Source organism: Arthrobacter cheniae, from assembly GCF_003602275.1.
GTDB classification, from domain to species: domain Bacteria; phylum Actinomycetota; class Actinomycetes; order Actinomycetales; family Micrococcaceae; genus Arthrobacter_D; species Arthrobacter_D cheniae.
The window spans coordinates 485,478-506,666 of sequence record NZ_QZVT01000001.1; the positions used below are offsets into that span (position 1 = coordinate 485,478).

At 67.7% G+C, this 21,189-nt stretch carries 21 protein-coding genes; 8 read left to right on the forward strand and 13 right to left on the reverse strand.

The features are described from left to right. Positions 1–12: 12 nt before the first annotated feature. From D6T63_RS02275 to D6T63_RS02290, 4 genes are all read left to right on the forward strand, one after another. Positions 13–1,263: a M20 metallopeptidase family protein gene (locus tag D6T63_RS02275; RefSeq protein ID WP_120147379.1), complete on the forward strand. Its 1,251-nt coding sequence runs from the start codon at positions 13–15 to the stop codon at positions 1,261–1,263. A gap of 25 nt (positions 1,264–1,288) precedes the next feature. Continuing rightward, on the forward strand, positions 1,289–2,167 hold the full coding sequence (trmB, locus tag D6T63_RS02280; protein WP_120147380.1) for a tRNA (guanosine(46)-N7)-methyltransferase TrmB: 879 nt from the start codon (positions 1,289–1,291) through the stop codon (positions 2,165–2,167). Between the two features lie 48 nt (positions 2,168–2,215). After that, a complete protein-coding gene (locus D6T63_RS02285; protein WP_120147381.1) occupies positions 2,216–3,436 on the forward strand; it encodes an MFS transporter in 1,221 nt (406 codons plus the stop codon). A 148-nt stretch (positions 3,437–3,584) separates the two neighbouring features. After that, complete coding sequence (locus D6T63_RS02290) at positions 3,585–4,616, forward strand: DUF695 domain-containing protein (RefSeq protein ID WP_120147382.1); 1,032 nt, start codon at positions 3,585–3,587, stop codon at positions 4,614–4,616. Positions 4,617–4,676: 60 nt separating this feature from the next. Here D6T63_RS02290 and D6T63_RS02295 read toward each other — a convergent pair whose 3' ends face one another. Further along, complete coding sequence (locus D6T63_RS02295; RefSeq protein WP_120147383.1) at positions 4,677–5,273, reverse strand: TetR/AcrR family transcriptional regulator; 597 nt, start codon at positions 5,271–5,273, stop codon at positions 4,677–4,679. Positions 5,274–5,299: 26 nt separating this feature from the next. On the opposite strand from D6T63_RS02295, the gene D6T63_RS02300 reads away from it, so the two are divergent. Further along, positions 5,300–6,463, forward strand: a complete 1,164-nt coding sequence (locus tag D6T63_RS02300; protein ID WP_120147384.1) for an MFS transporter — start codon at positions 5,300–5,302, stop codon at positions 6,461–6,463. On the opposite strand, the gene D6T63_RS02305 is transcribed toward D6T63_RS02300, so the two are convergent. Further along, positions 6,460–7,143: an SDR family NAD(P)-dependent oxidoreductase gene (locus tag D6T63_RS02305; protein WP_120147385.1), complete on the reverse strand. Its 684-nt coding sequence runs from the start codon at positions 7,141–7,143 to the stop codon at positions 6,460–6,462. The two genes, D6T63_RS02300 and D6T63_RS02305, sit on opposite strands and share 4 nt — an antisense overlap. 92 nt (positions 7,144–7,235) lie before the next feature. Here D6T63_RS02305 and D6T63_RS02310 point away from each other — a divergent pair, with 92 nt between their 5' ends. After that, positions 7,236–7,817, forward strand: a complete 582-nt coding sequence (locus tag D6T63_RS02310; protein WP_147394283.1) for a hypothetical protein — start codon at positions 7,236–7,238, stop codon at positions 7,815–7,817. On the opposite strand, the gene D6T63_RS02315 is transcribed toward D6T63_RS02310, so the two are convergent. Beyond that, complete coding sequence (locus tag D6T63_RS02315; RefSeq protein ID WP_182976847.1) at positions 7,774–8,475, reverse strand: PspA/IM30 family protein; 702 nt, start codon at positions 8,473–8,475, stop codon at positions 7,774–7,776. The genes D6T63_RS02310 and D6T63_RS02315 overlap by 44 nt on opposite strands. Before the next feature lie 56 nt (positions 8,476–8,531). Continuing rightward, a complete protein-coding gene (locus tag D6T63_RS02320; protein WP_120147388.1) occupies positions 8,532–9,089 on the reverse strand; it encodes a hypothetical protein in 558 nt (185 codons plus the stop codon). Positions 9,090–9,315: 226 nt separating this feature from the next. Here D6T63_RS02320 and D6T63_RS02325 point away from each other — a divergent pair, with 226 nt between their 5' ends. Continuing rightward, positions 9,316–11,055 carry a glycoside hydrolase family 13 protein gene (locus tag D6T63_RS02325; RefSeq protein ID WP_120147389.1) on the forward strand — a complete coding sequence of 580 codons (1,740 nt, stop codon included), beginning with the start codon at positions 9,316–9,318 and terminating at the stop codon, positions 11,053–11,055. A gap of 128 nt (positions 11,056–11,183) precedes the next feature. Here D6T63_RS02325 and D6T63_RS02330 read toward each other — a convergent pair whose 3' ends face one another. The 8 genes from D6T63_RS02330 to D6T63_RS18855 form a co-directional block, all read right to left on the reverse strand. Then, positions 11,184–11,615, reverse strand: a complete 432-nt coding sequence (locus tag D6T63_RS02330; protein ID WP_120147390.1) for a heat shock protein transcriptional repressor HspR — start codon at positions 11,613–11,615, stop codon at positions 11,184–11,186. A gap of 51 nt (positions 11,616–11,666) precedes the next feature. Then, entirely contained in the window at positions 11,667–12,680 is a 1,014-nt protein-coding gene (locus tag D6T63_RS02335; protein WP_120147391.1) for a DnaJ C-terminal domain-containing protein, read from the reverse strand. Positions 12,681–12,775: 95 nt separating this feature from the next. Further along, positions 12,776–13,438, reverse strand: coding sequence for a nucleotide exchange factor GrpE (locus D6T63_RS02340; protein ID WP_120147392.1), 663 nt, complete (start codon positions 13,436–13,438; stop codon positions 12,776–12,778). Positions 13,439–13,440: 2 nt separating this feature from the next. Next, positions 13,441–15,312 carry a molecular chaperone DnaK gene (dnaK, locus tag D6T63_RS02345; protein WP_120147393.1) on the reverse strand — a complete coding sequence of 624 codons (1,872 nt, stop codon included), beginning with the start codon at positions 15,310–15,312 and terminating at the stop codon, positions 13,441–13,443. A 139-nt stretch (positions 15,313–15,451) separates the two neighbouring features. Beyond that, a complete protein-coding gene (locus D6T63_RS02350) occupies positions 15,452–16,765 on the reverse strand; it encodes a DUF2252 domain-containing protein (RefSeq protein WP_120147394.1) in 1,314 nt (437 codons plus the stop codon). 73 nt (positions 16,766–16,838) lie between these two features. Next, positions 16,839–17,711 carry an esterase/lipase family protein gene (locus D6T63_RS02355; RefSeq protein WP_120147395.1) on the reverse strand — a complete coding sequence of 291 codons (873 nt, stop codon included), beginning with the start codon at positions 17,709–17,711 and terminating at the stop codon, positions 16,839–16,841. A gap of 170 nt (positions 17,712–17,881) precedes the next feature. Further along, a complete protein-coding gene (locus D6T63_RS02360; protein WP_147394284.1) occupies positions 17,882–18,220 on the reverse strand; it encodes a DUF7793 family protein in 339 nt (112 codons plus the stop codon). Positions 18,221–18,327: 107 nt separating this feature from the next. Further along, entirely contained in the window at positions 18,328–18,702 is a 375-nt protein-coding gene (locus tag D6T63_RS18855) for a DUF7793 family protein (RefSeq protein WP_147394285.1), read from the reverse strand. Positions 18,703–18,977: 275 nt separating this feature from the next. On the opposite strand from D6T63_RS18855, the gene D6T63_RS02370 reads away from it, so the two are divergent. Then, positions 18,978–20,084, forward strand: coding sequence for an SDR family oxidoreductase (locus D6T63_RS02370; RefSeq protein ID WP_235830498.1), 1,107 nt, complete (start codon positions 18,978–18,980; stop codon positions 20,082–20,084). Here the strand turns inward: D6T63_RS02370 and arsB are convergent. Next, the gene (gene arsB, locus D6T63_RS02375; protein WP_268878001.1) at positions 20,065–21,165 is read right to left on the reverse strand and encodes an ACR3 family arsenite efflux transporter; all 1,101 of its coding nucleotides are present in this window, start codon (positions 21,163–21,165) and stop codon (positions 20,065–20,067) included. The two genes, D6T63_RS02370 and arsB, sit on opposite strands and share 20 nt — an antisense overlap. Positions 21,166–21,189 lie beyond the last annotated feature (24 nt).

The following is a 21,189-nucleotide window of genomic DNA, read 5'->3' on the forward strand; positions in this document are numbered from 1 at the left end:
AGGAGGAGATCCATGACCCTGTCCCCAGCCGCCCTTCTCGAGGACGCACGGTCCATGGCGGGTGACATCGCCGACCTGCGCCATCGCCTGCACCGCGAGCCGGAGCTCGGCCTGCAGCTGCCGCGCACGCAGGAGAAGGTATTGCAGGCGCTCGACGGCCTCCCCTACGAGATCACGCTCGGCTCGAATACGACGTCGGTCACCGCCGTCCTGCGAGGAGGTGCGGCATCCCGCGAACGGGGAGTCACTCCTGTGGTGCTGCTCCGTGGCGACATGGACGCGTTGCCCGTCCAGGAAGCCACGGGTGTTCCCTACACCTCCACGATCGACGGCGTGATGCATGCCTGCGGGCACGATCTCCACACCTCGATGCTCGCGGGAGCCGCCACGCTGCTCGCCGAGCGCCGGGCAGAGCTGCAGGGCGACGTCGTCCTCATGTTCCAGCCGGGCGAGGAGGGCCACGACGGCGCGGGAGTCATGATCCGCGAGGGCGTCCTGGGCGCGGCGGGCAGGGCGCCCGATGCGGCCTACGGGCTCCACGTGGTGTCATCGCTGCTACCCACCGGGGTGTTCGCCAGCCGCGGTGGTCCGCTCATGTCGGCGTCGGACGGACTCATGGTCACTGTGCGCGGAGCGGGCGGTCACGGATCCTCGCCCCACTCCGCCAAGGACCCGGTCACCGTGGCTGCGGAGATCGTCACGCAGCTGCAGGTCATGATCACCCGGCAGTTCGACATGTTCGATCCCGTGGTGCTGTCCGTCGGCGTGCTGCACGCGGGCACCCAGCGCAATATCATCCCGGAGACGGCACGGATCGAGGCGACCGTCAGGACGTACTCGACCGCGAACAGGAACAGGATGACCGAGGCGGCACCCCGCCTGGTGCGGCACCTCGCCGCCGCGCACGGGCTCGAGGCGGACATCGAGTACATCCACGAGTACCCCGTGACCATCACCGACCACGACGAGACCGCGCACGCAGAGGCGCAGGTCGCTGAACTCCTCGGCGCGGGCCGGTACGTCACGATGCCGCAGCCCATGAGCGGATCGGAGGACTTCTCGCGCATCCTCGAGGCCGTCCCCGGGACGTTCCTGTTCCTCTCGGCAGTGACCCCCGGGGTGGAACCGGGTACATCCCCCTTCAACCATTCGCCGTACGCGGTCTTCGACGACAGCATCCTCGCCGACGGTGCCGCGCTCTACGCGCAGCTCGCCATCTCACGGATGGCCGCCGGGACGGGCCCGCTGACCGCAGCCCGCTGACCCGCTGCCGGTAGCCTTGGAGGTGATGGAGCCTCAAGAACAGACCCCCGACCAGCCGTACCGCACCCAGCCCGTGTCCTTCGTTCGGCGGGGATCCCGCCTCCAGGGCCGACGTCGCGAGGCGTGGGACGAACTCGCCGAGGCATTCCTCATCGACGTTCCGCGCATCGAGACCGCCGACACGTCGGTAGCTCCCGGCTTCGTGCTCGACGTCGACGCCGCGTTCGGCCGTTCGGCACCCCTCGTCGTCGAGGTGGGCTCGGGGCTCGGCGAGGCGATCACCCATGCTGCGGAGTTCGACCCGGACCGCGACTACCTCGCCCTCGAGGTCTACCGGCCGGGCCTGGCCCAGACCATGCTGCGCATCAGCCAGAAGGATCTCACCAACGTGCGCACCGCACAGGTGAATGCGGCCGAGGCCTTCGCGGGCATGATCCCGGCGTCGTCCGTCGCGGAGCTGTGGACGTTCTTCCCGGACCCCTGGCACAAGGTCCGCCACCACAAGCGCCGGCTCGTGAAGGCGGACTACGTGGAACGTGCCGCGCGGATCCTCGAGCCCGGCGGCATCTTCCGCCTCGCCACCGACTGGTCCAGCTACGCGGTGCAGATGCGCGCTGTCCTCGACGCCAGCGAGCACTTCGAGAACCTGCACGACGGCGAGCGCACCGGTGCCGCGAGCCCCCTCACCCAGGTGTGGGAGAGCCGCGTCGAATCGGTCGTGGGCGGCGCACCCGTCCGGGAAGGCAAGGACCCAGTGAGCACCGGGAACACCGGCGTCAACGAGGGGATCGACGAGCGCGGCGGCTGGGCACCTCGTTTCGAGGGCCGGACGCTCACAAGTTTCGAGAACAAGGCGATCACGGCCGGACGGATGGTCTTCGACCTCGCCTACCGCCGCCGCTGAGCGGTCGGTGCTGATGACCCTCCGACGCCTCGCGCCCGAAGCCCACGCATGAGCGGCGCCTGGCCGGGCCACGCGAAGGACTCGCCCGCCTACCGGAAGATCCTGCTGGCCCTGCTCTTCGCCGGGCTCGCGACCTTCGCGCAGCTGTACTCCCTGCAGGGTGTCCTGACCGGCGTCGCCTCCGAGTTCGGTGTCTCCCCCGCGGATGCAGCACTGTCGGTGTCCGCGGCGACGCTGGGCCTGGCCCTCGCCGTCATCCCGTGGTCCGCCGTGGCAGATCGGGTGGGACGCAGGAGGACGATGACGTGGGCTATCGCGGCCGCCGTCGTCCTCGGCTTCCTGGCCGCTCTCGCGCCAACGTTCGAACTGCTGATCGTTCTCCGCTTCCTCGAGGGAACGGCCCTGGGAGGAGTTCCCGCGACGGCGCTCGTCTACCTGCACGAAGAGGTGCAGAAGCTCCACGCCGCGGTTGCGGCGGGGACCTACATCGCGGGGACGACGCTCGGCGGCCTGGCGGGGCGCCTCGTGGCAGGACCCGTCGGAGAACTGCTCGGGTGGCGCGCGGGTGTGCTGGCGGTCAGCGTCATGGCGGGTGCCGCTGCCATCGCCTTCATCCTGCTCTCCCCCCGTCCCCGCGGCTTCCTCCCGGTCCTGCACGGGCAGGGGCCTTCCTTGGCGAGCCGCATCGGCGCCAATCTCCGGTCACCGCGGCTACTGGTGGTCTACGCGCAGGGATTCCTCCTCATGGGCGGTTTCGTCGCGGTCTACAACTACCTGGGTTTCCGGCTCGAAGCCCCACCGTTCCTGCTGCCCGCCTCCCTCGTCAGCCTGCTGTTCCTCGCCTACCTGTCGGGGACGGTGACATCGCGCCTGGCGGGGGACCTCAGCGGGCGGTTCGGGCGACTCCCGGTGCTCCTCGCGGCTGTGCCGGTCATCCTGGCCGGCCTCGCCATCACCCTGACGGGCTGGCTCCCCCTCGTCGTCGTCGGTCTCGTCATCTTCACGGGCGGCTTCTTCGCCGCCCACTCCGTGGCGTCCGGGTGGACGTCCGTGCTTGCAACCACGGGACGCGCGCAGGCGTCCGGCCTCTACAACTTCGCGTACTACGCCGGATCGAGCAGCCTGGGCTGGGTGGGCGGGCTCTTCTTCGGGCACTACGGCTGGATCGGTGTCGCAGGGTTCACCTCGGCCCTGGCGATCACAGCGGGACTCCTCGCCGTTCTCGTGCTCCGCGGTGCGCCCGGCGCATCCGGGCGCACGACGCGCTGACCCCGGCGACCCGGCGACATTCGCCGGCCACGTCCGACGGCGGTCGACACGCCGCCTCCGCCTCACAGGCGGCGCTCCTCACGGGTAGATTCGCTGGAGTCGGAGCAGCCGGACGATCCCGGCTGCCAACCAGTGGAACGCAGGTGACATGGGTATTTTCAGCCGCCGGAAGAGCTCCGGTCGGGGCACCGGAACGGACCCGATCGCCGAGTTCTGGCAGTGGTGGGCCGACGAGGGCGAGGACCTGCTGACCACCGCCACACGCGCCGGGGACTTCGATGCCTACGTAGGCGTGATGACGCGCCGCGTGCAGGCCATCTCCCGCGGACTCGAGTGGGAGACCCGGACGGGCACCGACGCGGAGCACACCCTGTGCGTCTCGAGTGGCGGGGACGCGTCACTGCGTCCCGTGGCCGAGCGGTGGTACCGGGCGTCGCCGCCGTCGAACAGGCGCTGGGAGTTCGTTCCGGCGCGAAGCGCCAAACCGGACATGCTGGACTCCACCATCACCTACCGCGGCAGGACCTTCGACCTTCGCCGCACACGCGTCCACGCGGCCGTGACGCGAGCAGGCGACGGATTCATCGTGTCCGTCCACAACCCTGCTTTCACGGGTCAATGGGACGACGAGCATGGCCTCTGCGTCCTGCTACTCGAGTGGCTACTGGGCGAGGACGACGTCCAGCGGTGGGTACGCCGCGTCGACTGCATCGTGGACGACGTCCTGGACAGCATCCCGGCGGTCGGGCTACCCACTCTGGTCACCGACCTCGCACGGACCCTCCCCGCGCCGGGCTGGATCACCATGCAGGGCACCCTCGGGACCGGCGAGCCGATCCTCGTCCGCGTCCTGCGTCCGCTGCGCTGGATCGACCATCCCCGCTTCGACCTCCATACGGCGCTGCGGGTCAGGTTCGACGCCGACGAGCAGGGGCTCCCCCGACCGGAGTCCCTCGACCGGCTGGACGACTTCGAAAACTCGCTCGTGCGATCGGTCGGGATCCGCGGCATGCTGGTCGCGGCCGAGACCTCGAAAGGTGTGCGGACCTTCCACTTCTACTCGGATTCCGAGGATCAGAACGGGAGGGACGTCCTCGACACCGCAGCCCGGGAACATCGATCCGCCGCTATCAGGCACGCGATCGATCCCGGCTGGAAGAAAGTGCAGGATTTTGCATGACGGGTCCGACGACGTGCTGGACGCCTGCCACACAGCCGCACAACGAGCGACGGGCCGCCCTCAGGGCAGGTGGGATTCCGATGGACCGGTACAGGACCGAACGGCCAGGGCAGCGATTCGGCGACCCTCGGCGGTGGCGGTCTCCACCTCCGCCCCACGCAGGATCATCCCGAGGACTCCCGTGTAGATCAGGATGATCTGGCGAGCGAGCATCCGTGCCTGCCCGTCCTCCACCAGCGCGGTTGCCAGGCCCTCGAGCCGGTGGGTCAGCAGATCCGTGTCCGCCGCCAGGGTGTCCGCCAGGTCCTGGCCCGGCCGAGGTGTTTCAGCGGCGACGCCCAGGAACACGCACCACCGCGACGGCGTGAGGGAGCGCCTGTGCCGGGAGAGCGCGGAAAAAAGGGCAAGAAGCTTCTCCTCGGGCGTGCCCGCCTCGTCGACGCACTCCTGCCACGTGGTGTCCCATCGAGCCAGCCTGCGCCGGAGGGCCTCGGTGATGAGTCCCTCCTTATTGCCGAAGTGCGCGTAGAGCGTCGCCGGCGAGACCTGCGCCCGGTCGAGGATCACGTCCACGGGCGTGGTTGTCACACCCTGGGTGGCGGCGAGATCCTCCGCCGCATCAAGTAACCGTTCACGTGCCGGGGGTTGTGGTGCCATGCAGCAAGACTATAACGTTCGTTCTAATGAAACGATCGTTATACCTCTCCTTCGCCGGCTCGGCCGTCACCCTGATCGGAGCCACCTATGGTCTGGCCCGGCTCGGATACGGACTGTTCCTGCCTGCGTTCTCCAGATCCTTCGAGCTGACGCCCGCCCTCGGCGGGCTACTCTCCTCCGGCGCCTCGCTGCTCTACTGCGTCGCGGCCGCCGTCGGCTTCCGCCATGCCGGGAACAGTCCGAGGACGGTCACGGTCCTCGCCGGACTCGCGGCGGCCGGAGGAAGCACGGGGATTGCCCTCGCCCCCGGCACCGGGACCTTCGCCGCAGCGGTGCTTCTGGCCGGCATGGGCGCGGGGTTCGCCTCACCCGCGCTGGTCGAACTGGTGAGGCGGAATACGGAGCAGTCACGTCAGGCCCGACTGCAATCGGTGGTGAACTCGGGCACGGGTTTCGGCGTGATCCTGGCGGGGATCCTGTCCCTCGTACTGGGGGACGCCTGGCGGATCGCCTGGATCCTCGCGGCAGTGATCGCCGCTGCATCGACGCTCGCGGTCCTGCACTTCGACCGAGGCACTGATGCACGCCTCGGGACGCCGTGCGCGGTCGCTTCCACGTCCTTCTCGAGATCGAGCCTGCGGGGCCTCTCCCGACCGCTCGTCGGAGCCTTTGCCTTCGGCGTCGGCTGTGCCGCGGTATGGGTCTACGGCAGAGCGATCCTCGAGCAGGCCGGTGGCATGAGTGTCGGGGCGTCTGCGGGCGCCTGGATAGCCCTGGGCGCGGGAGGCGCCGGGGCACTACTGCTGGCGCCGTGGCTCGCAGCCCACTCGATCCCCACGACGTGGTCCACGTTCACCCTCGTCACGGCCGGTGCGACAGCCGTTGTCGGCGCGGCCCCCGGCAATACCCTCCTGGCCTATCTCGCCGCAGGCCTGTTCGGCCTCGCATACACGGCGGCGACGTCCGTGCTGATCCTGTGGGCCGCGACCGCGTCGGCTCCGGGTGGGCAATCCGGGGCGGGGGCAACGTCCCTGCTGTTCACAGCCCTGGTTTTCGGTCAGGCGGCAGGCGCACCCCTCGCGGGCTTCATGGTGCAGGCAGGAAGCCCGATTCTCGCCTTCTCCGTCGCTGCCCTGGTCTGCGCAGCGAGTGCAACAGCTGCAGGACCACGTCGGGCGAGGAGGTACTAGAACGCCGAGGACGGCAGGTCCCGCTCACCCTCCCGGATAGCGGTGACGATCCGCTCGGCGACGGCCTTCGGGTCCTTCCCCTGCGGCAGCTTCGGGGCCGCCCCGGCAATGGGCCTCGTAGCCAGCCCGGTCTCCGTGTGCGGCGGACGCGCATCGAGGACGCGCACACCCTGCCGACGCAGTTCCAGTGTCAGGGCTTTCCCGTAGGCGCTGAGACCCGCCTTCGTCGCGGAGTACGCGGCCATTCCTGCCGTCGGGCTCTCGGCGACGACCGCGCTGATCTGCGCTATGAAGGAGTCCTTCCCGAGCCTGGGCGCCACCTCGCGCATGAGCCGCATGTAGCCGAGCAGGTTCACGAGCATGAGTTCGTCCAGGGTGTCGTCATCCACCTCGACGGCGGGGCCGAAGGCCACGACACCGGAGGCGAAGACCACACCGTTGAGTTCGCGACCGTACACGGCGGCGGCGATATCCGCTGGTCCCGTGGGCTTTCCCAGGTCTGCGGCGATCTGGCCGACGACGCCGTCCCCGAGTTCGTCGGCGAGCGCGGACAGTTTTTCCTTCGAGCGCCCCGAGACGGTGATCTGGGCGCCCTGTGTCACGAGTTGGCGGGACAGCTCCGCACCGAGAACGCCCGTGGCGCCGACGACGAGGACGTGCGAACCGCTCAGATCAGTCATGGGGCGAGTGTAGCAACGCGCCCCGACGCCCCTCCCGGCGCCCGGGCACGCGCGCTGGTGCCCTCCTGCTGGTCCCCTACTACAGTGTCGGCATGAGTGAGATGCAGAGCTGGCAGTCGATGGTCGAGGCGAACGCGGCCCGGCTGATCCGAACCACCGGCAGGACACCTGCGGACTGGGCCGCAGAGGCCCGGACGGCGGGTGTCGGCACCCGTGACGAGCTGTCCCTGTGGCTCAAGGGCCAAGGGATCACCGGCTACAACCTGATGAGCATCGACTGGGAGGTCTTCGGGCTTCCCGAGTTCTTCCTGCGCTCGGCCGACGAGCTCTACGACGGGCAATACGCGGACCGATCGACGCTCAGGCCGATCTCCGACCGGATCCTCCTGTGGGCCTCGGAGACGCCGGGAGTGATCATCCAGATGCGGAAGACCTACGTGTCGCTGCAGACCTCCCGGCGGAAGTTCGCCCAGCTCTCACCGTCCACCAAGACGGCGGTCGATCTGTACTTCCGCCTGGAAATACCCGGGCTACCCGGGCTCGAACCGGTACGCGCCGCCCAGGACCCTTTCGCCTGGCGCGTCCGGCTGCGGCGTGCGGACGACGTCGACGACGCCGTGCTGCGCTCCCTCAGTACTGCGCTGGCGGATAGCCTCGCGATCCCCTCCGCTTGAGCTCCTCGAGTTCCTGCTGCGCAGCCGCTTCCGCCTCGAGCTCCTCGAAAGCCTGCTGCAGTCGCGGCGAGGACGGGTCCGACCAGGACAGCTCCTCGCGCGCCTGGGCCTGGGCTTCGAAGCGCCGCACCTCGAGTTCGGCGTTGCGACGCGCAGCGTCGATCGCGGCGGCCTCCCGTGAGGAGGATGCGAGTGCATCGTGAACGCCGATCGCCGCCTGGGCCGCCGCGCGGCGGGCCAGCAGGGCGTCGTACTCCATCGCGTTCTGCTGCACGCGGTATTCGAGCCTCTGCACGTCGTCGTGGAGCCTGCGGGCCTGCTGCTCCGCCTCCCGGAGCTGACCCGTCAGTGTCTCGAGGCGTCGTCGCGCTGTCATGGACTCGCGGATCGCCGCCCGTGCGGCGTCGTCATCCCCGCGCTGTACGGCAAGGGAAGCTGCAGCCTCGACGCGGTTGAGGTAGGCGGCGGCCTCATTGGCAGCGAGCCCCACGCGGTGGTGGTGCGCTGCGACGTCGGCCGCACCCCGCCGCGCCTGGTCGAGCAGGGTGCGCTGCGCCGTCTGGGCATTCTGCGCCTGGACCCGCGGATCCTGCTTCGCCTCCAGGTCGGCATTGCGGTTGGCCTTCACGATGCGCGTGATGCGGCGTTTGATCGACACGTTGGACCCCTGGGGTTGCTGGTTGGAATGGCTACCTGTCGAACCGGTTACCAGGCCTACCGGTTCCCGTAGCTGTCCCGCCATATTGTCATGGCGGAGATCTCGGTGCGGAGACGGTTCGTAGCCTGATCCAGCTGCCGGGTATCGATGGACCGTGAGGTCTGCAGGAGGCAACGGCGCAGATCGGCCGACAATTCGTCGAGTGCTCCCGCCTGCGCGGCCAGGTCCGCGGTCCACTCCTGCTTGAGTGCCCGGTTCGGCTCGCGGTCGGCTGCCCGCAGCAGGTTGCCCAGGGACGCTGCCGCCTGGTCGATCTCCGCGGCAGCCCGGGGCAGGTCTCCAACCGGGCGGCCCTGCGCCGTGGCCTCGGAGAGGGCGAGGTGGGTAGCGCGCGAGGACCGGTTGAGGTCGCCGATCAGGCGGGCGGGCTCGCGGGTGAGGCGGTCCGGCGCATACGCCCGTGCGGCCAGCATGCCGCGGTCCCTGGTGCGCTCGATGATCCGTGAGCGCCGGACCTTACGGACCACGAGCCAACCCGCGATACCTGTCCCCGCGCCCAGGGTGGCCAGCACCCCGGCACCGATGGCCAGGGCCTCGACGAAGAGCTCAAACATGGTGCGATCCGGGAGTGGCTTCCATCCCTCCAGTCTGCCCGCGTCTCCTGACAAATTCCACCCATGAGTACCGCGCCGGCCATTCCTGACGAGCGTCCCAGAACCGTGGGCCGGGCAGAACGAAGGACGCGGATTCCTGATCGCGCTCGCGCGGGGGAACCGACGGGGACACGGTGGCCTTGCAAGCGCTTACAACTCCGGCCCCGTGCGCCTTACAATAGTCCGCATGCCTGAAATCGCCCCCGTCCTCCACGGCGACAAACTGACCTCGACCGACTCCTTCCATCCCCCGCTGCACGCCCCGTCCGACGGCGACCAGTGGTGGCGCTCATCCGTCATCTATCAGGTGTACCCGCGTTCCTTCCGCGATTCCAACGGTGACGGCATGGGAGACCTCCCGGGCGTCACGTCGGAGCTGGGCCACCTCGCCGAGCTCAGCATCGACGCCGTCTGGCTCTCGCCGTTCTACACCTCACCGCAGCGCGACGGCGGTTACGACGTCGCCGACTACTGCGACGTCGATCCGCTGTTCGGTACGCTGACGGACTTCGACGCGCTCGTCGAGCGGGCGGACCAGCTCGGGATCCGCGTGATCGTCGACCTCGTGCCCAACCACTGCTCCAGCGAGCATGCGCTCTTCCAGGCAGCCCTCGCCGCTCCGGCAGGTTCCGCCGAGCGCGCCATGTTCGTCTTCCGTGAAGGACGCGGTGACGGCAGCGAGCCGCCGAACAACTGGCAATCGCATTTCGGCGGTCCCGCCTGGACGCGGATCACGGATGCCGATGGCACCGCGGGCCAGTGGTACCTGCACCTGTTCGATTCCTCTCAGCCCGATTTCAATTGGGACAATCCGGACGTCCGTGACGAGTTCGAACGGATCCTGCGCTTCTGGCTGGATCGCGGCGTCGGCGGTTTCCGCGTCGACGTCGCACACGCCCTCGTCAAGGCCGAGGGCCTGCCGGACTGGCACGGCCGCGCGGACGGCGGATCCTCGGAGGGCTACCCGGGCTGGGAAGCGCCGATGTTCGGCCAGGAGGAGGTGCACACGATCTATCGCCGGTGGCGCAGCATCCTCGCCGAGTACGACGGCGAGCGCATCCTCTGCGCGGAAGCCTCTATCGATCCCCTGCCCCGGCTCTCGAGCTGGGTCCGACCGGACGAGATGCACCAGGCATTCAACTTCGCCTACCTGCACCACCCCTGGAGCGCGCATGGCCTCCGTGACGTCGTCTCCTCGTCGCTCCTGGCCTTCGACGCGGTGGGTGCCCCGACCACCTGGGTCCTGAGCAACCACGACGTCGTCCGCCACACCAGCCGCTTCGGCCTCACAGCCGGAGCGCCGCGAGGCGGAGATGGAATCGGTCGGGCCGACGCGCAGCCCGACATCCGGACGGGCCTCGCCCGCGCCCGCGCGGCATCGCTCGCCATGTTCGCGCTTCCCGGTGGTATCTACCTCTACCAGGGAGAGGAGCTCGGGCTTCCTGACCACACTGCAATGCCCGACGACGCCCGGCAGGACCCGACCTTCACCCGCACCGGTGGCGAGCGCCTGGGCCGGGACGGCTGCCGTGTGCCCCTCCCCTGGCGGGCGGATGCGCCGTCGTTCGGTTTCGTAGAGGCCGAGGGCGCGCCGACACCATGGCTCCCCCAGCCGGAGGAATGGGCCGAGTATGCGCGGGACGTCCAGTCGGCGGATGCAGATTCGACCCTGTCGCTGTATCGCACGGCCCTTCAGCTCCGTCGCGACCTGCGCCTCGGGGCGGGTTCGCTCAGCTGGTCGCGCGACCTCGAGCAGACCGACGTCGTGGCCTTCCTGAACGGTGAGGTCCTCGTGCTGCTGAACATGGGTGAGTTCGCCGTTCCCCTGCCATCGGGCTCGGTCATCGCAGCGAGCACTCCGGATGCCGCGGTGGACGGATTCCTCGCCCCCGACGCGTGCGTCTGGATCATGACGCGCAGCGAATAGCAGGACGGAGCCCGGAATTCGTACGGGCATGCGCCCTCCGGTGGCGCGGGACGGCAGCGTCGAGGCGCTGCCGTCCGTGCCGCCCGTGCCGCTCGAGCGACACCGGACCGGGCCGCATGCGGTACCGGCTACTGTGCGGGGGCCCTGACCGTATCGGGACGCCACACCACGAGCGCCTGGCTGCGGGGGCGGGGGCGCTGTCCGCGAGCCAGCGTGACGACGTCGCCCGCGAGCCCCGCGGCGAAGATGCGGCTGGATTCGGACAGCACCCGGCGGGACGCCAGCTCGGCGGACAACTCGGTAATGCGTGACTGTAGAGCGGTGACCTGGTTCTCGAGCTCGAGGATGCGCCGTATGCCTTCGAGGGAGACACCCTCCTGCGAGAGCCTCTGGATCTCGCGCAGGGTCCCGACGTCCTTCTGCGAGTAGCGCCGCGCCCGGCCGGGCGCCCGGCTGGGCGTCACGAGGCCCAGCCGGTCGTACTGGCGCAGCGTCTGCGGGTGCATGTCGGCGAGCTCAGCGGCTACGGAGATGACGTAGATGGGCATCGTGTAATCCATGACTGGCCTCCTTCCGTTGCAGGTGCTCTCGGCTATCGCTCGAACGTACTGCTACAGGCGCGCCTTCGCGGCCAGACCCGCTCGCAGATCGGCGTCCTTGGTGGCGGCCTGGAATGCCTCGACGGCTGCCTCCGCTTCCTTCGACAGGTTCTGGGGCACGCTCACCTCGACGGTGACGAGCAGGTCACCCGTGCCCTTGGACGTCGTCACTCCCCTGCCTTTGAGCCGCAGGGTCCTGCCCGACGGCGTCCCGGCGGGAATGCGCATCTTCACCATCTCCCCGGTCAGGGTCGGCACCTCGATCTGGGCGCCGAGGGCGGCCTCCGGGAAGCTGACAGGGACGTGCACGCGGATGTTATCGCCGTCGCGTTTGAACAGCGGATGCTCCTTGACCGAGACCGTGACCATCAGGTCTCCGGGCCCCGCCTGGCCGGGCTGTCCCTTGCCCTTCACGCGCACTTTCTGTCCGTCCCGGATGCCGGCAGGGATACGCACGTCGATCTGCTCACCCGAGGGTTCGCGCAGGCCGATCGTGGTCCCGTTGATGGCTCCCGCGAAGGAGATCGATGTGCTGGCCGTGCGGTCGGCGCCCTTCTGGGGACGGGCGGTCTGGAATCCGCCGGGGAAACCACCGCCGCCCATGCCCCCGCCGCCGAACAGGTCGGCGAATTCGGGAGGCAGGTCGCTGTTCGAGAAGCCGGTGCGCTGACGCGGCCCCGCGCCCTGGCGCGCCCCCGCACCCTGGCCGAAGAGGTTCCCGAAAATGTCCTCGAACCCGGCGTTGCCGCCGGCTCCACCGCCCGCGCCACCGGCAGAGAAGCGGGCTCCGCCTCCCATCGCACGGATGGCGTCGTACTGCTGGCGCTGCTCGGCGTCGGACAGCACCGAATAAGCCTCCGATACGTCCTTGAACGTCCGCTCGGATCCTGCATCACCCTGGTTCTGGTCGGGGTGGTGCTTGCGGGCGAGCTTCCGGTAGGCCTTCTTGATGTCGACGTCGGACGCATCTTTGGAGACACCGAGGATCTTGTAGAAATCCTTGTCGACCCAATCCTGACTAGCCAATTGGCGTCTCCTTTCCTAGGAACGATTAAGAAATGTGGTCGGGTTGCGTGATCCCGAAGGACCACGCAACCCGGGACCGTAGAGCGGCGAACAACCTACTCCGGAACCGCCACGATGACCTGCGCAGCCCGAAGGACGCGTTCGCCCTTGCGGTAACCGGCACGGAGGATCTGGCTGACGCTATCAGCCTGGACGTCCGCGCTCGGCTGCTGCATGAGCGCCTCATGGATGTTCGGGTCGAATGCGACGCCGACCTCGTCGATGCGGTTGAGTTCGTACGCCTTCAGGACGTTCTCGAGCTTGCCCGCGATCGCCGCGAAGGGACCGTCGGCGAGATCGCCGTGCTGACGCGCCGCATCGATGTCGTCGAGGACCGGCATCAGCGAATTGAGCACACCGATGACCGCCTGGTCACGAGCGACATCGCGGTCACGCTCGACGCGACGACGGTAATTGACGTATTCGGCCTGCAGGCGGAGGAGGTCGTCGCGGAGTTCCGCGATGACATTCGCCGTAGGGTCGGTTTCGTCTTCGGCGCCGGCCTCGTTCAGGATCGCCTCGGCCTGCGCCAGGGCATCCCCCTCGGAGGAGCCATCTGCGGGAGCCACCGGGCTACCGGCCGCGGATCCCTCCGCGGCCGGAGCGCCGGCGTCGTTCTGCTGCCCACGGACTTCGCCCGTCTCGGGGTCGATCTTCCGGTTGTCGGATGAGCTCACCGGCTCTGACTGGTGCTCTTCTTCATTTCCGTGGTGCGGCATGACTACTTCTTCTCGTTGGCATCTTCGTCAACCACTTCGGCGTCGACGATGTCCTCGTCGGTGCCTGCGGAGGCTGACTGATCATCGGCGGGTGCGCTGCCGGCCTGGCCCGCATCCTGCTGGGCGGAGGCGTAGATCGCTTCGCCGAGCTTCGACTGGGAGGCCTGCAGCTTGTCGAACGCTGTCTTCACCTCGGCGTCGTTGTCCTGCGACTCCAGTGCCTTCTTGAGGGCGTCGACGTCGGCCTGGACTTCGGTCCTGACCTCCTCGGGCAGCTTGTCCGAGTTGTCGGAGATCAGCTTGTCCACCGAGTAGGCGAGCTGCTCGGCACCGTTGCGGGTATCGGCTGCTTCGCGGCGCGTCTTGTCCTCGGCTGCGTGCTCCTCGGCCTCGCGGACCATGCGGTCGATGTCTTCCTTCGACAGCGCGGTTCCACCGGTGATTGTCATCGACTGCTCCGCGCCGGTGCCCTTGTCCTTGGCGGACACGTGCACGATGCCGTTGGCATCGAGGTCGAAGGTCACCTCGACCTGAGGGACGCCGCGGGGGGCCGGCGCGATACCGGTCAGTTCGAAGGTCCCCAGGGGCTTGTTGTCCCGGGTGAACTCGCGCTCACCCTGGAAGACCTGGATGGCAACGGACGGCTGGTTGTCGTCGGCCGTCGTGAAGGTCTCGCTGCGCTTGGTGGGGATGGCCGTGTTGCGCTCGATGAGCTTGGTCATCATGCCACCCTTGGTCTCGATACCGAGGGACAGCGGGGTGACGTCGATCAGGAGGACGTCCTTGCGCTCGCCCTTCAGGACACCGGCCTGCAGTGCAGCGCCGACGGCGACGACCTCATCGGGGTTGACGCCCTTGTTGGGCTCCTTGCCGCCTGCGAGTTCCCTCACGAGCTCGACGACTGCGGGCATGCGGGTCGAGCCGCCGACGAGGACGATGTGATCGATGTCGGACACCTTGATGCCCGCCTCGGCGATGACGTCGTGGAACGGCTTCTTGGTGCGGTCCAGCAGGTCCTTGGTGAGGTCCTGGAACTTGGCGCGCGACAGGTGCTCGTCGAGGTGGACTGGCCCGTCCGCCGTGACGGACAAGTACTGGAGCGAGATGTTGGTGGACGTCGCCGAGGACAGTTCCTTCTTGGCCTGCTCGGCTGCTTCCTTGAGGCGCTGGAGGGCGATCTTGTCCTTCGACAGGTCGGCACCCTTGGCCTTGGCCTGCGAGAGCAGGTAGTCGACCACGCGCTGGTCCCAGTCGTCGCCGCCGAGGCGGTTGTCGCCGGCTGTGGAGCGGACCTGGATGGTTGAGAAGGCGTCCTCGTCCTTGCCGACTTCGAGCAGGGACACGTCGAACGTTCCACCGCCGAGGTCGAAGACGAGGATGAGCTCGTCCTCCTTGCCCTTGTCGAGGCCGTAGGCGAGAGCAGCCGCGGTGGGCTCGTTGACGATGCGCAGCACCTTGAGGCCTGCGATCTCGCCGGCCTCCTTGGTGGCCTGGCGCTCGGCGTCGTTGAAGTAGGCCGGAACGGTGATGACGGCGTCGGTGACCTTCTCGCCGAGGTAGCTCTCGGCGTCGGTCTTGAGCTTCTGCAGCGTGCGCGCGGAAATCTCCTGCGGGGTGTACTTCTTGCCGTCGATGTCGACGTTCCAGTCCGTACCCATGTGGCGCTTGACCGACGCGATGGTGCGGTCGATGTTGTTGACGGCCTGGCGCTTGGCGATCTCGCCGACCAGGACCTCGCCGGACTTGGAGAAAGCGACGATCGACGGCGTGGTGCGTGCGCCCTCGGCGTTCGCGATGACGGTGGGCTCGCCGCCTTCGAGGACCGAGACGACCGAGTTGGTGGTTCCGAGGTCAATACCTACTGCACGTGACATGCAATTTCCTTTCGACTGCCCGGGATTTGCAAGGCGCTCATCCGCCGGGCGCGTGGATTGAGCGTTCTGCACTCAACTATAGGTGCCGGGCGCCGGAGGTCAAAATCAAGTTGAGCCGGTTCGACTCAAGTCCTTCCGTTCACGCCGCCGGGACAGCGGTGATGAGGCCTTCCCGGAAAGCATCGACGAACAGCGCGTGGTCCTTCCGCACGGTGTCGGCGTAGGCCTCACCGAACCCGATGATGTCCTCGATGAAATCGTTGCGGGAGGGGTCGACGACGGCAAGAATCGCCGTCTCGGTGCGGAACGGCACGAGGTCGTGGTCGCTGTCCTCGTCGGTGGAGCAGTGGATCTTGGCCGTCGCCTGGCCGAGGGCCTCGAGCACGGGCACCATCTGGTCCGGCTCCGTGATGTCTTCCCAGGAGAGGTCCCGCTTGTAGGGCGAGAGCTCCGAGACCACGTACGAAACCCCGCGGATGGTCGTGTATCCCAGGAAAGGGTCCGTGTGCGACTGCAGGGACCGCTGGCTGATGACAGCGCGGTGCCCGTCATCCTCGAAGTAGCCGCTGACGCGCTCGTCGTGGATGATCCGGCTCGGGGCGGCGATATTCGACTGCTTCATGGTCAGGATGATGTCGTTCTCCTGAGCCTCGTCGAATCCCTCGATCAGCACGTTGTAGGTCGGCAACCCTGCACTTCCGATCCCGAAGCCCTTCTTCCCCACGATGCCCTTGACGCGGTAGAAGACACGGCGCCGCGAGCGCTCGCTGTCCGGGATGGTCGAGAGATAGTGTTCGAACGCTTCCTCCACCTCGGCGTGCTCGTCATCGTCGAGCACGCGGATCGAGCCGTCGTCGCGGAACTTGCGTTCGTAGTCCTCGATGAGTGTCAGCGAGTCGAGCAGGCGTGTCCGCCGCGCGGCTCGTGCCTGCTGCAATACCCGGTAGATGGTGCCCCCGGTATTCTCGAGCCCGAACGCGAAGGCGGATTTCTCGTCGTCGACATAGTCCTCGACACGCCCCAGGTACGCCTCGAGATAGGTGCGCGCCAGGTCCCGCACCGCCCGCGACGGCAGGGCCTTCTGCCAGCACAGCAGCGTCAGCGAGGCGACGAAGCGACGCAGGTCCCACGAGAAGTGGCCCACATACGCCTCGTCGAAGTCGTTGACGTCGAAGGTGAGGCGCCCCTCATTGCTCATATAGGTGCCGAAATTCTCGGCGTGCAGATCTCCGTGAATCCAGACGCGACTCGTCCGCTCGTCCGCCCAGGCGTCGTCGAGCTTCTCCATGTCCGTGTAGAACAGGGAGGCGCTGCCGCGGTAGAAAGCGTAGGGGTCCGCGGCCATCTTGCGGAACCTCGCGCGGAATGCGAGTGGATCGACGCCCATGAGGGCCTGATGCGCCTCGACGAGCGTGCTGACGATGTGCTGCTGACGGGGATCGGTGGCTGCCATCAGGCCACGGTACCCGGGTTCACCGTGCGGGCGGTCGGGGACTCACTACGTGGGAGGACCCTCGAGGTAGCGCCTACAGGCAGCGCGGTCGATAGGCGGGATCTGCGGGCGCTGCTGTCCTGCCGAGTGCGTGCAGGACCAGCTGGTGGACGGCAGGATCATTCGGCAACTGATCATGCTCGAAGGGATCCAGGGGGCACACGTCCTGCAGGGTGATGTTGGTTACGCGCTTCGCCGGACCTGCAAGGAACTGGCTGGGGTAGGGCGTGACCACCTCGTCGTAGCGGGTGGAAATGACCGTGTAGACCGGGCCGTTGACGATGTCGCCGATCGAGTTGAGCTCCTGCATGAACGGTGAGCCGGCCGCCTGGTCGTCACAGGCCTGACATAACGGGCTCGCATCTCCGCCGGCGGTCAGGTCCCCGGTCGCCGGGCTGATGACGCCCTGCGTTCCGTGATTCGACGGCGCCAGCCCCACCAGGTGGTCCACCTTCTTCGCTCCCCCGAGGAATCCGAGATAGTAGCGCGGCATCATGCCGCCCTGGCTGTGGCCCCCGAGATCGGCCTTGCGCGCGCCGGTGGCGGCGAGGACATCGTCGACGAAGTGCCCGAGTTCCGCGGCGGACGCACGGATGGGACCGGTGGCCGGGACGCCGTTGGTCGTGCCGTAGTCGAGGGCGAAGACGCAATACCCCGCCTGCTTGAGGACGGGAGAGAGCGTAGACCAGTTCTTCGCCATGCTCTCGAAGGTGCCTGGGACGAGGATGACGGGTTCGGGATGGGCAGCAGAAGGCTTGCAGGCCCAGTCATTGGCGCCGGGAGGGGACACCGACGGGACCGCGACGATCGGCTCGGTCGTCGTTGCGGCGCTCGCGGATGGCGCGGCGGTGAAGGCGCCGAGCACGACGGCGGCGATGGCGAACAGGGACGGGATGCGGGACTTCAAGGGTGGTACTCCTTTGTATCGACCGATTTCCCCCAAGGTTCACGAGAGTAGGAGATGTCCGCACAGCAGCACAAGCAGGCTGAACAGATGTGCAGGCTTGTCGTCACCGCTCCGGGCTGCTTCCGCGACCTATCGCCGTTGCGGGGCCGGTCAGGAACCGCACCCCTGGTTCAGATGCTGTGCGGGTGATCGCTCAGCCAGGCGATCGCCTGTCGGGAGTCGCCGAAGTGACTGGTGGGATACGGCGGGTGGTGGACCCGACTGAAGAAGTCACTCAGCATGCGGTCGACTGCCGAGGGTCCCACCAGCGCCATCGCCGCGATGTTCAGCCCGGTGGCGAAGTGGTGCAGGGCTCCTCGGGTCAGCGTCACCATGCCGTTGAGTTCCACGAGCATCGGCGGGCACACGGTCGGACACACCTGGTTGGCTCGCTCGATCAGCGCCACGGCCATCGCATCACTGACCGTCACGCTACGGCCCCACTCCACCCAGAGGATGGAGTCCCTCATCCCGGCAGTGAAGGTCCCCACGTCCGTTGCATCCGACACACTGTCCACGCTGTCCCCCCTGCGACCACACCGTCCTTCGATGCCAGGCACACCACCGTCAGCGGGCCTCACGCTTCCTGAAGATGCTCAAGAAGCCAGGTGATGGCTTCCGACTCCGACAGGAAGAACCGGGTAGGGTGCCGGGCCAGTTCCGATCCTGCCGCGAGCACCCTGTCCATGGGCCCGGACCCGAGGAAGGCTGCAGCAAGCACTCTCGGATCGCCTCCGAACACATAGCGCGCGTCGATGCTGAGGCTGCGGAGCTCGCGCATGTTGACGAGGATCGCATATGGAGCATCGTCCACGAGCATGTTGCTACACCTGATGACATCGCGTGCATCCTTCCCGGAGACCTCCGTACCCGGTAGCCAGGACAGGCGGATCAGGGCGCGACCGAGCTTGCTGATACACGCTTTCCCGCCGGCTGCAGCAACTCTTTGCATCGGTCATCCACCCCGTGTCCCCTCCAGGATCCCCTTCCCGAGATCCTAAGGCTTCCAGGGAGTGCGACCGGCAATAACCCGAGGCAGATCGTCGAACCCATGCCAGATTTCTGATCGTCAAGGGCTCGTCCCGGCGGGCAAGGCCATCGGCACGCCACATTCCTCCCTGCGGTGAGTCCTTCCGTATGGATATCGTGGGGACGTCCAACCATCGAAGCGGGCATCCGGCAGCGGCTACCGCCGGCATCGATCGCCCACCACCGCAGGAGCCCGCCGTGACCAGCACCGACATCGAACCGGCTACCGCTGTGCCGGCAGCGGCAGCGGACCAGACGCACGTGGTGGCCGTTGCTGGAGCCGGCGGCGTCATCGGCCGGCATGTAGCGGACGAATACGCCCGTCGGGGGGTAGCTGTGCGGGGGTTGAGCCGCCGTCCGGTCAGCGGCGCCCAGTGGGAGCACCTGCCCGTGGACCTGCTCGATCGGGAAGCAGCCCGGACCGGGTTGGAAGGTGCCCGGGACACCACCCACCTGGTTTTCGCGGCCTACGTCGAGCGGCCTACCACCAGCGAGCAGATCCAGGTCAATGCCGCCCTGCTGACCAACACCCTGCGGGGACTGGAACAAGCGGGTGCTCCGCTGCGTCACGGCACCCTGTATCAGGGCGGAAAGGCGTACGGCGCGCACCTGGGTTACTTCAACACTCCCGCCAAGGAACGTGATCCGCGGCTGATCCAGCCCAACTTCTACTACGAGCAGGAGGACATCCTCCGCGCCGCCGCAGCCGCGCACGGCTTCCAGGCGACCATGCTGCGCCCCGAAGGGGTTGTGGGATATGCCGTGGGCAACCCCATGAACATCCTGATGGTTATCGCCGTGTACGCCAGTATCTGCCGGGAACTAGGTCAGCCCCTCCGGTTTCCGGGAACCCATGCCGCCTACGACGCCATGTACCAGGTGACCGACGCGTCCCTGCTGGCCCGTGCAACCGTCTGGGCCGGTTCGGAAGCCCGCGCCGCCGGAGAGGTCTACAACATCACCAACGGGGATCAGATCCGGTGGCGTCACCTGTGGCCGGCGTTCGCCAGGCACTTCCAGATGGACTACGCCGAACCGCAACCCGTACCGCTGACTGAAGCGATGCCCCACCATGAGGATCTCTGGCACCGGATGGTGATCAAGTACAACCTCGTGCCCACCCCCTTCGAGGACCTCGTCGGCTGGTCCTTCGGTGACTTCCTTTTCCGCTCGGGCTTCGACAACGTCACCTCGACCATCAAGGCCCGCCACCATGGATTCGCCGACTGCCTCGACACCGAGGACAGGTTCATCGAGCTCTTCCACGAGCTGGTCACCAGGAGAATCATTCCGCCTCCGGCGTGACACGCGCCGGCGGTCGAGCATCGGGAAAGAACCGGCGCCGCGACCACAGAGCCGCGTAGACCAGGGCGACAAGGACGGGAACCTCGATCAGGGGCCCGACGACGCCTGCCAGCACCTGGCCCGACGAGACCCCGAAGGTGCCGATGGCGACGGCTATGGCGAGTTCGAAGTTGTTGCCGGCGGCGGTGAAAGCGAGGGTCGCTGTGCGGGCATAACCGAGCCCGATCAACCGCCCGATGATCATCCCTGCGGCGAAAACCACCAGGAAATACGCGAGCAGCGGCAGCGCTATGCGGGCGACGTCCCAGGGGTTGGACGTGATCTCTTCGCCCTGCAGGGCGAAGAGCAGGGCGATGGTGAACAGCAGTCCATAGAGGGCCCACGGGCCGAGCCTCGGGAGGAAGCGCTCCTTGTACCAGGCGCGGCCCTTCGCCTTCTCGCCGATGACACGCGTCAGGAATCCGGTGAGCAGCGGGATTCCGAGGAAGACCAGGACACTTGCGGTGATGGCCTGGAAGGAGAACTCCGCACTGGTGGTGGAGAGGCCCAGTCGATCGGGCAACCACTGGAGATAGAACCAGCCGAGCGCCCCGAACGCGAGCACCTGGAACACCGAATTGAGAAGTACGAGGACTGCTGCCGCTTCCCGATCCCCGCAGGCGAGGTCGTTCCAGATCATGACCATGGCGATGCAGCGCGCGAGCCCGACGATGATCAGCCCCGTCCTGTACTCGGGCAGGTCCGGAAGGAAGACCCATGCCAGGACGAACATCAAGGCCGGGGCGGCGAGCCAGTTCAGCAGAAGCGAGGTGACCATGAGTCTGCGGTCCCGCAGCACCGTGCCGGTTTCGCCGTAGCGGACCTTGGCGAGGACCGGGTACATCATGACCAGCAGGCCCAAGGCTATCGGCAGCGATATGTTCGCGACTTCTGCGGCGTCGAGCACGCCCGCGATACCGGGGACGAAGCGACCCAGCAGCAGACCGACCAGCATCGCGGCAAGGATCCACACCGGGAGGAATCTGTCGAGCGTGGAGAGCCTGCTGCGTACGGTGTCGTCGGACGGGTCGGGCCGCCGCACTGCCTGGACTTCGGTACGCACTGT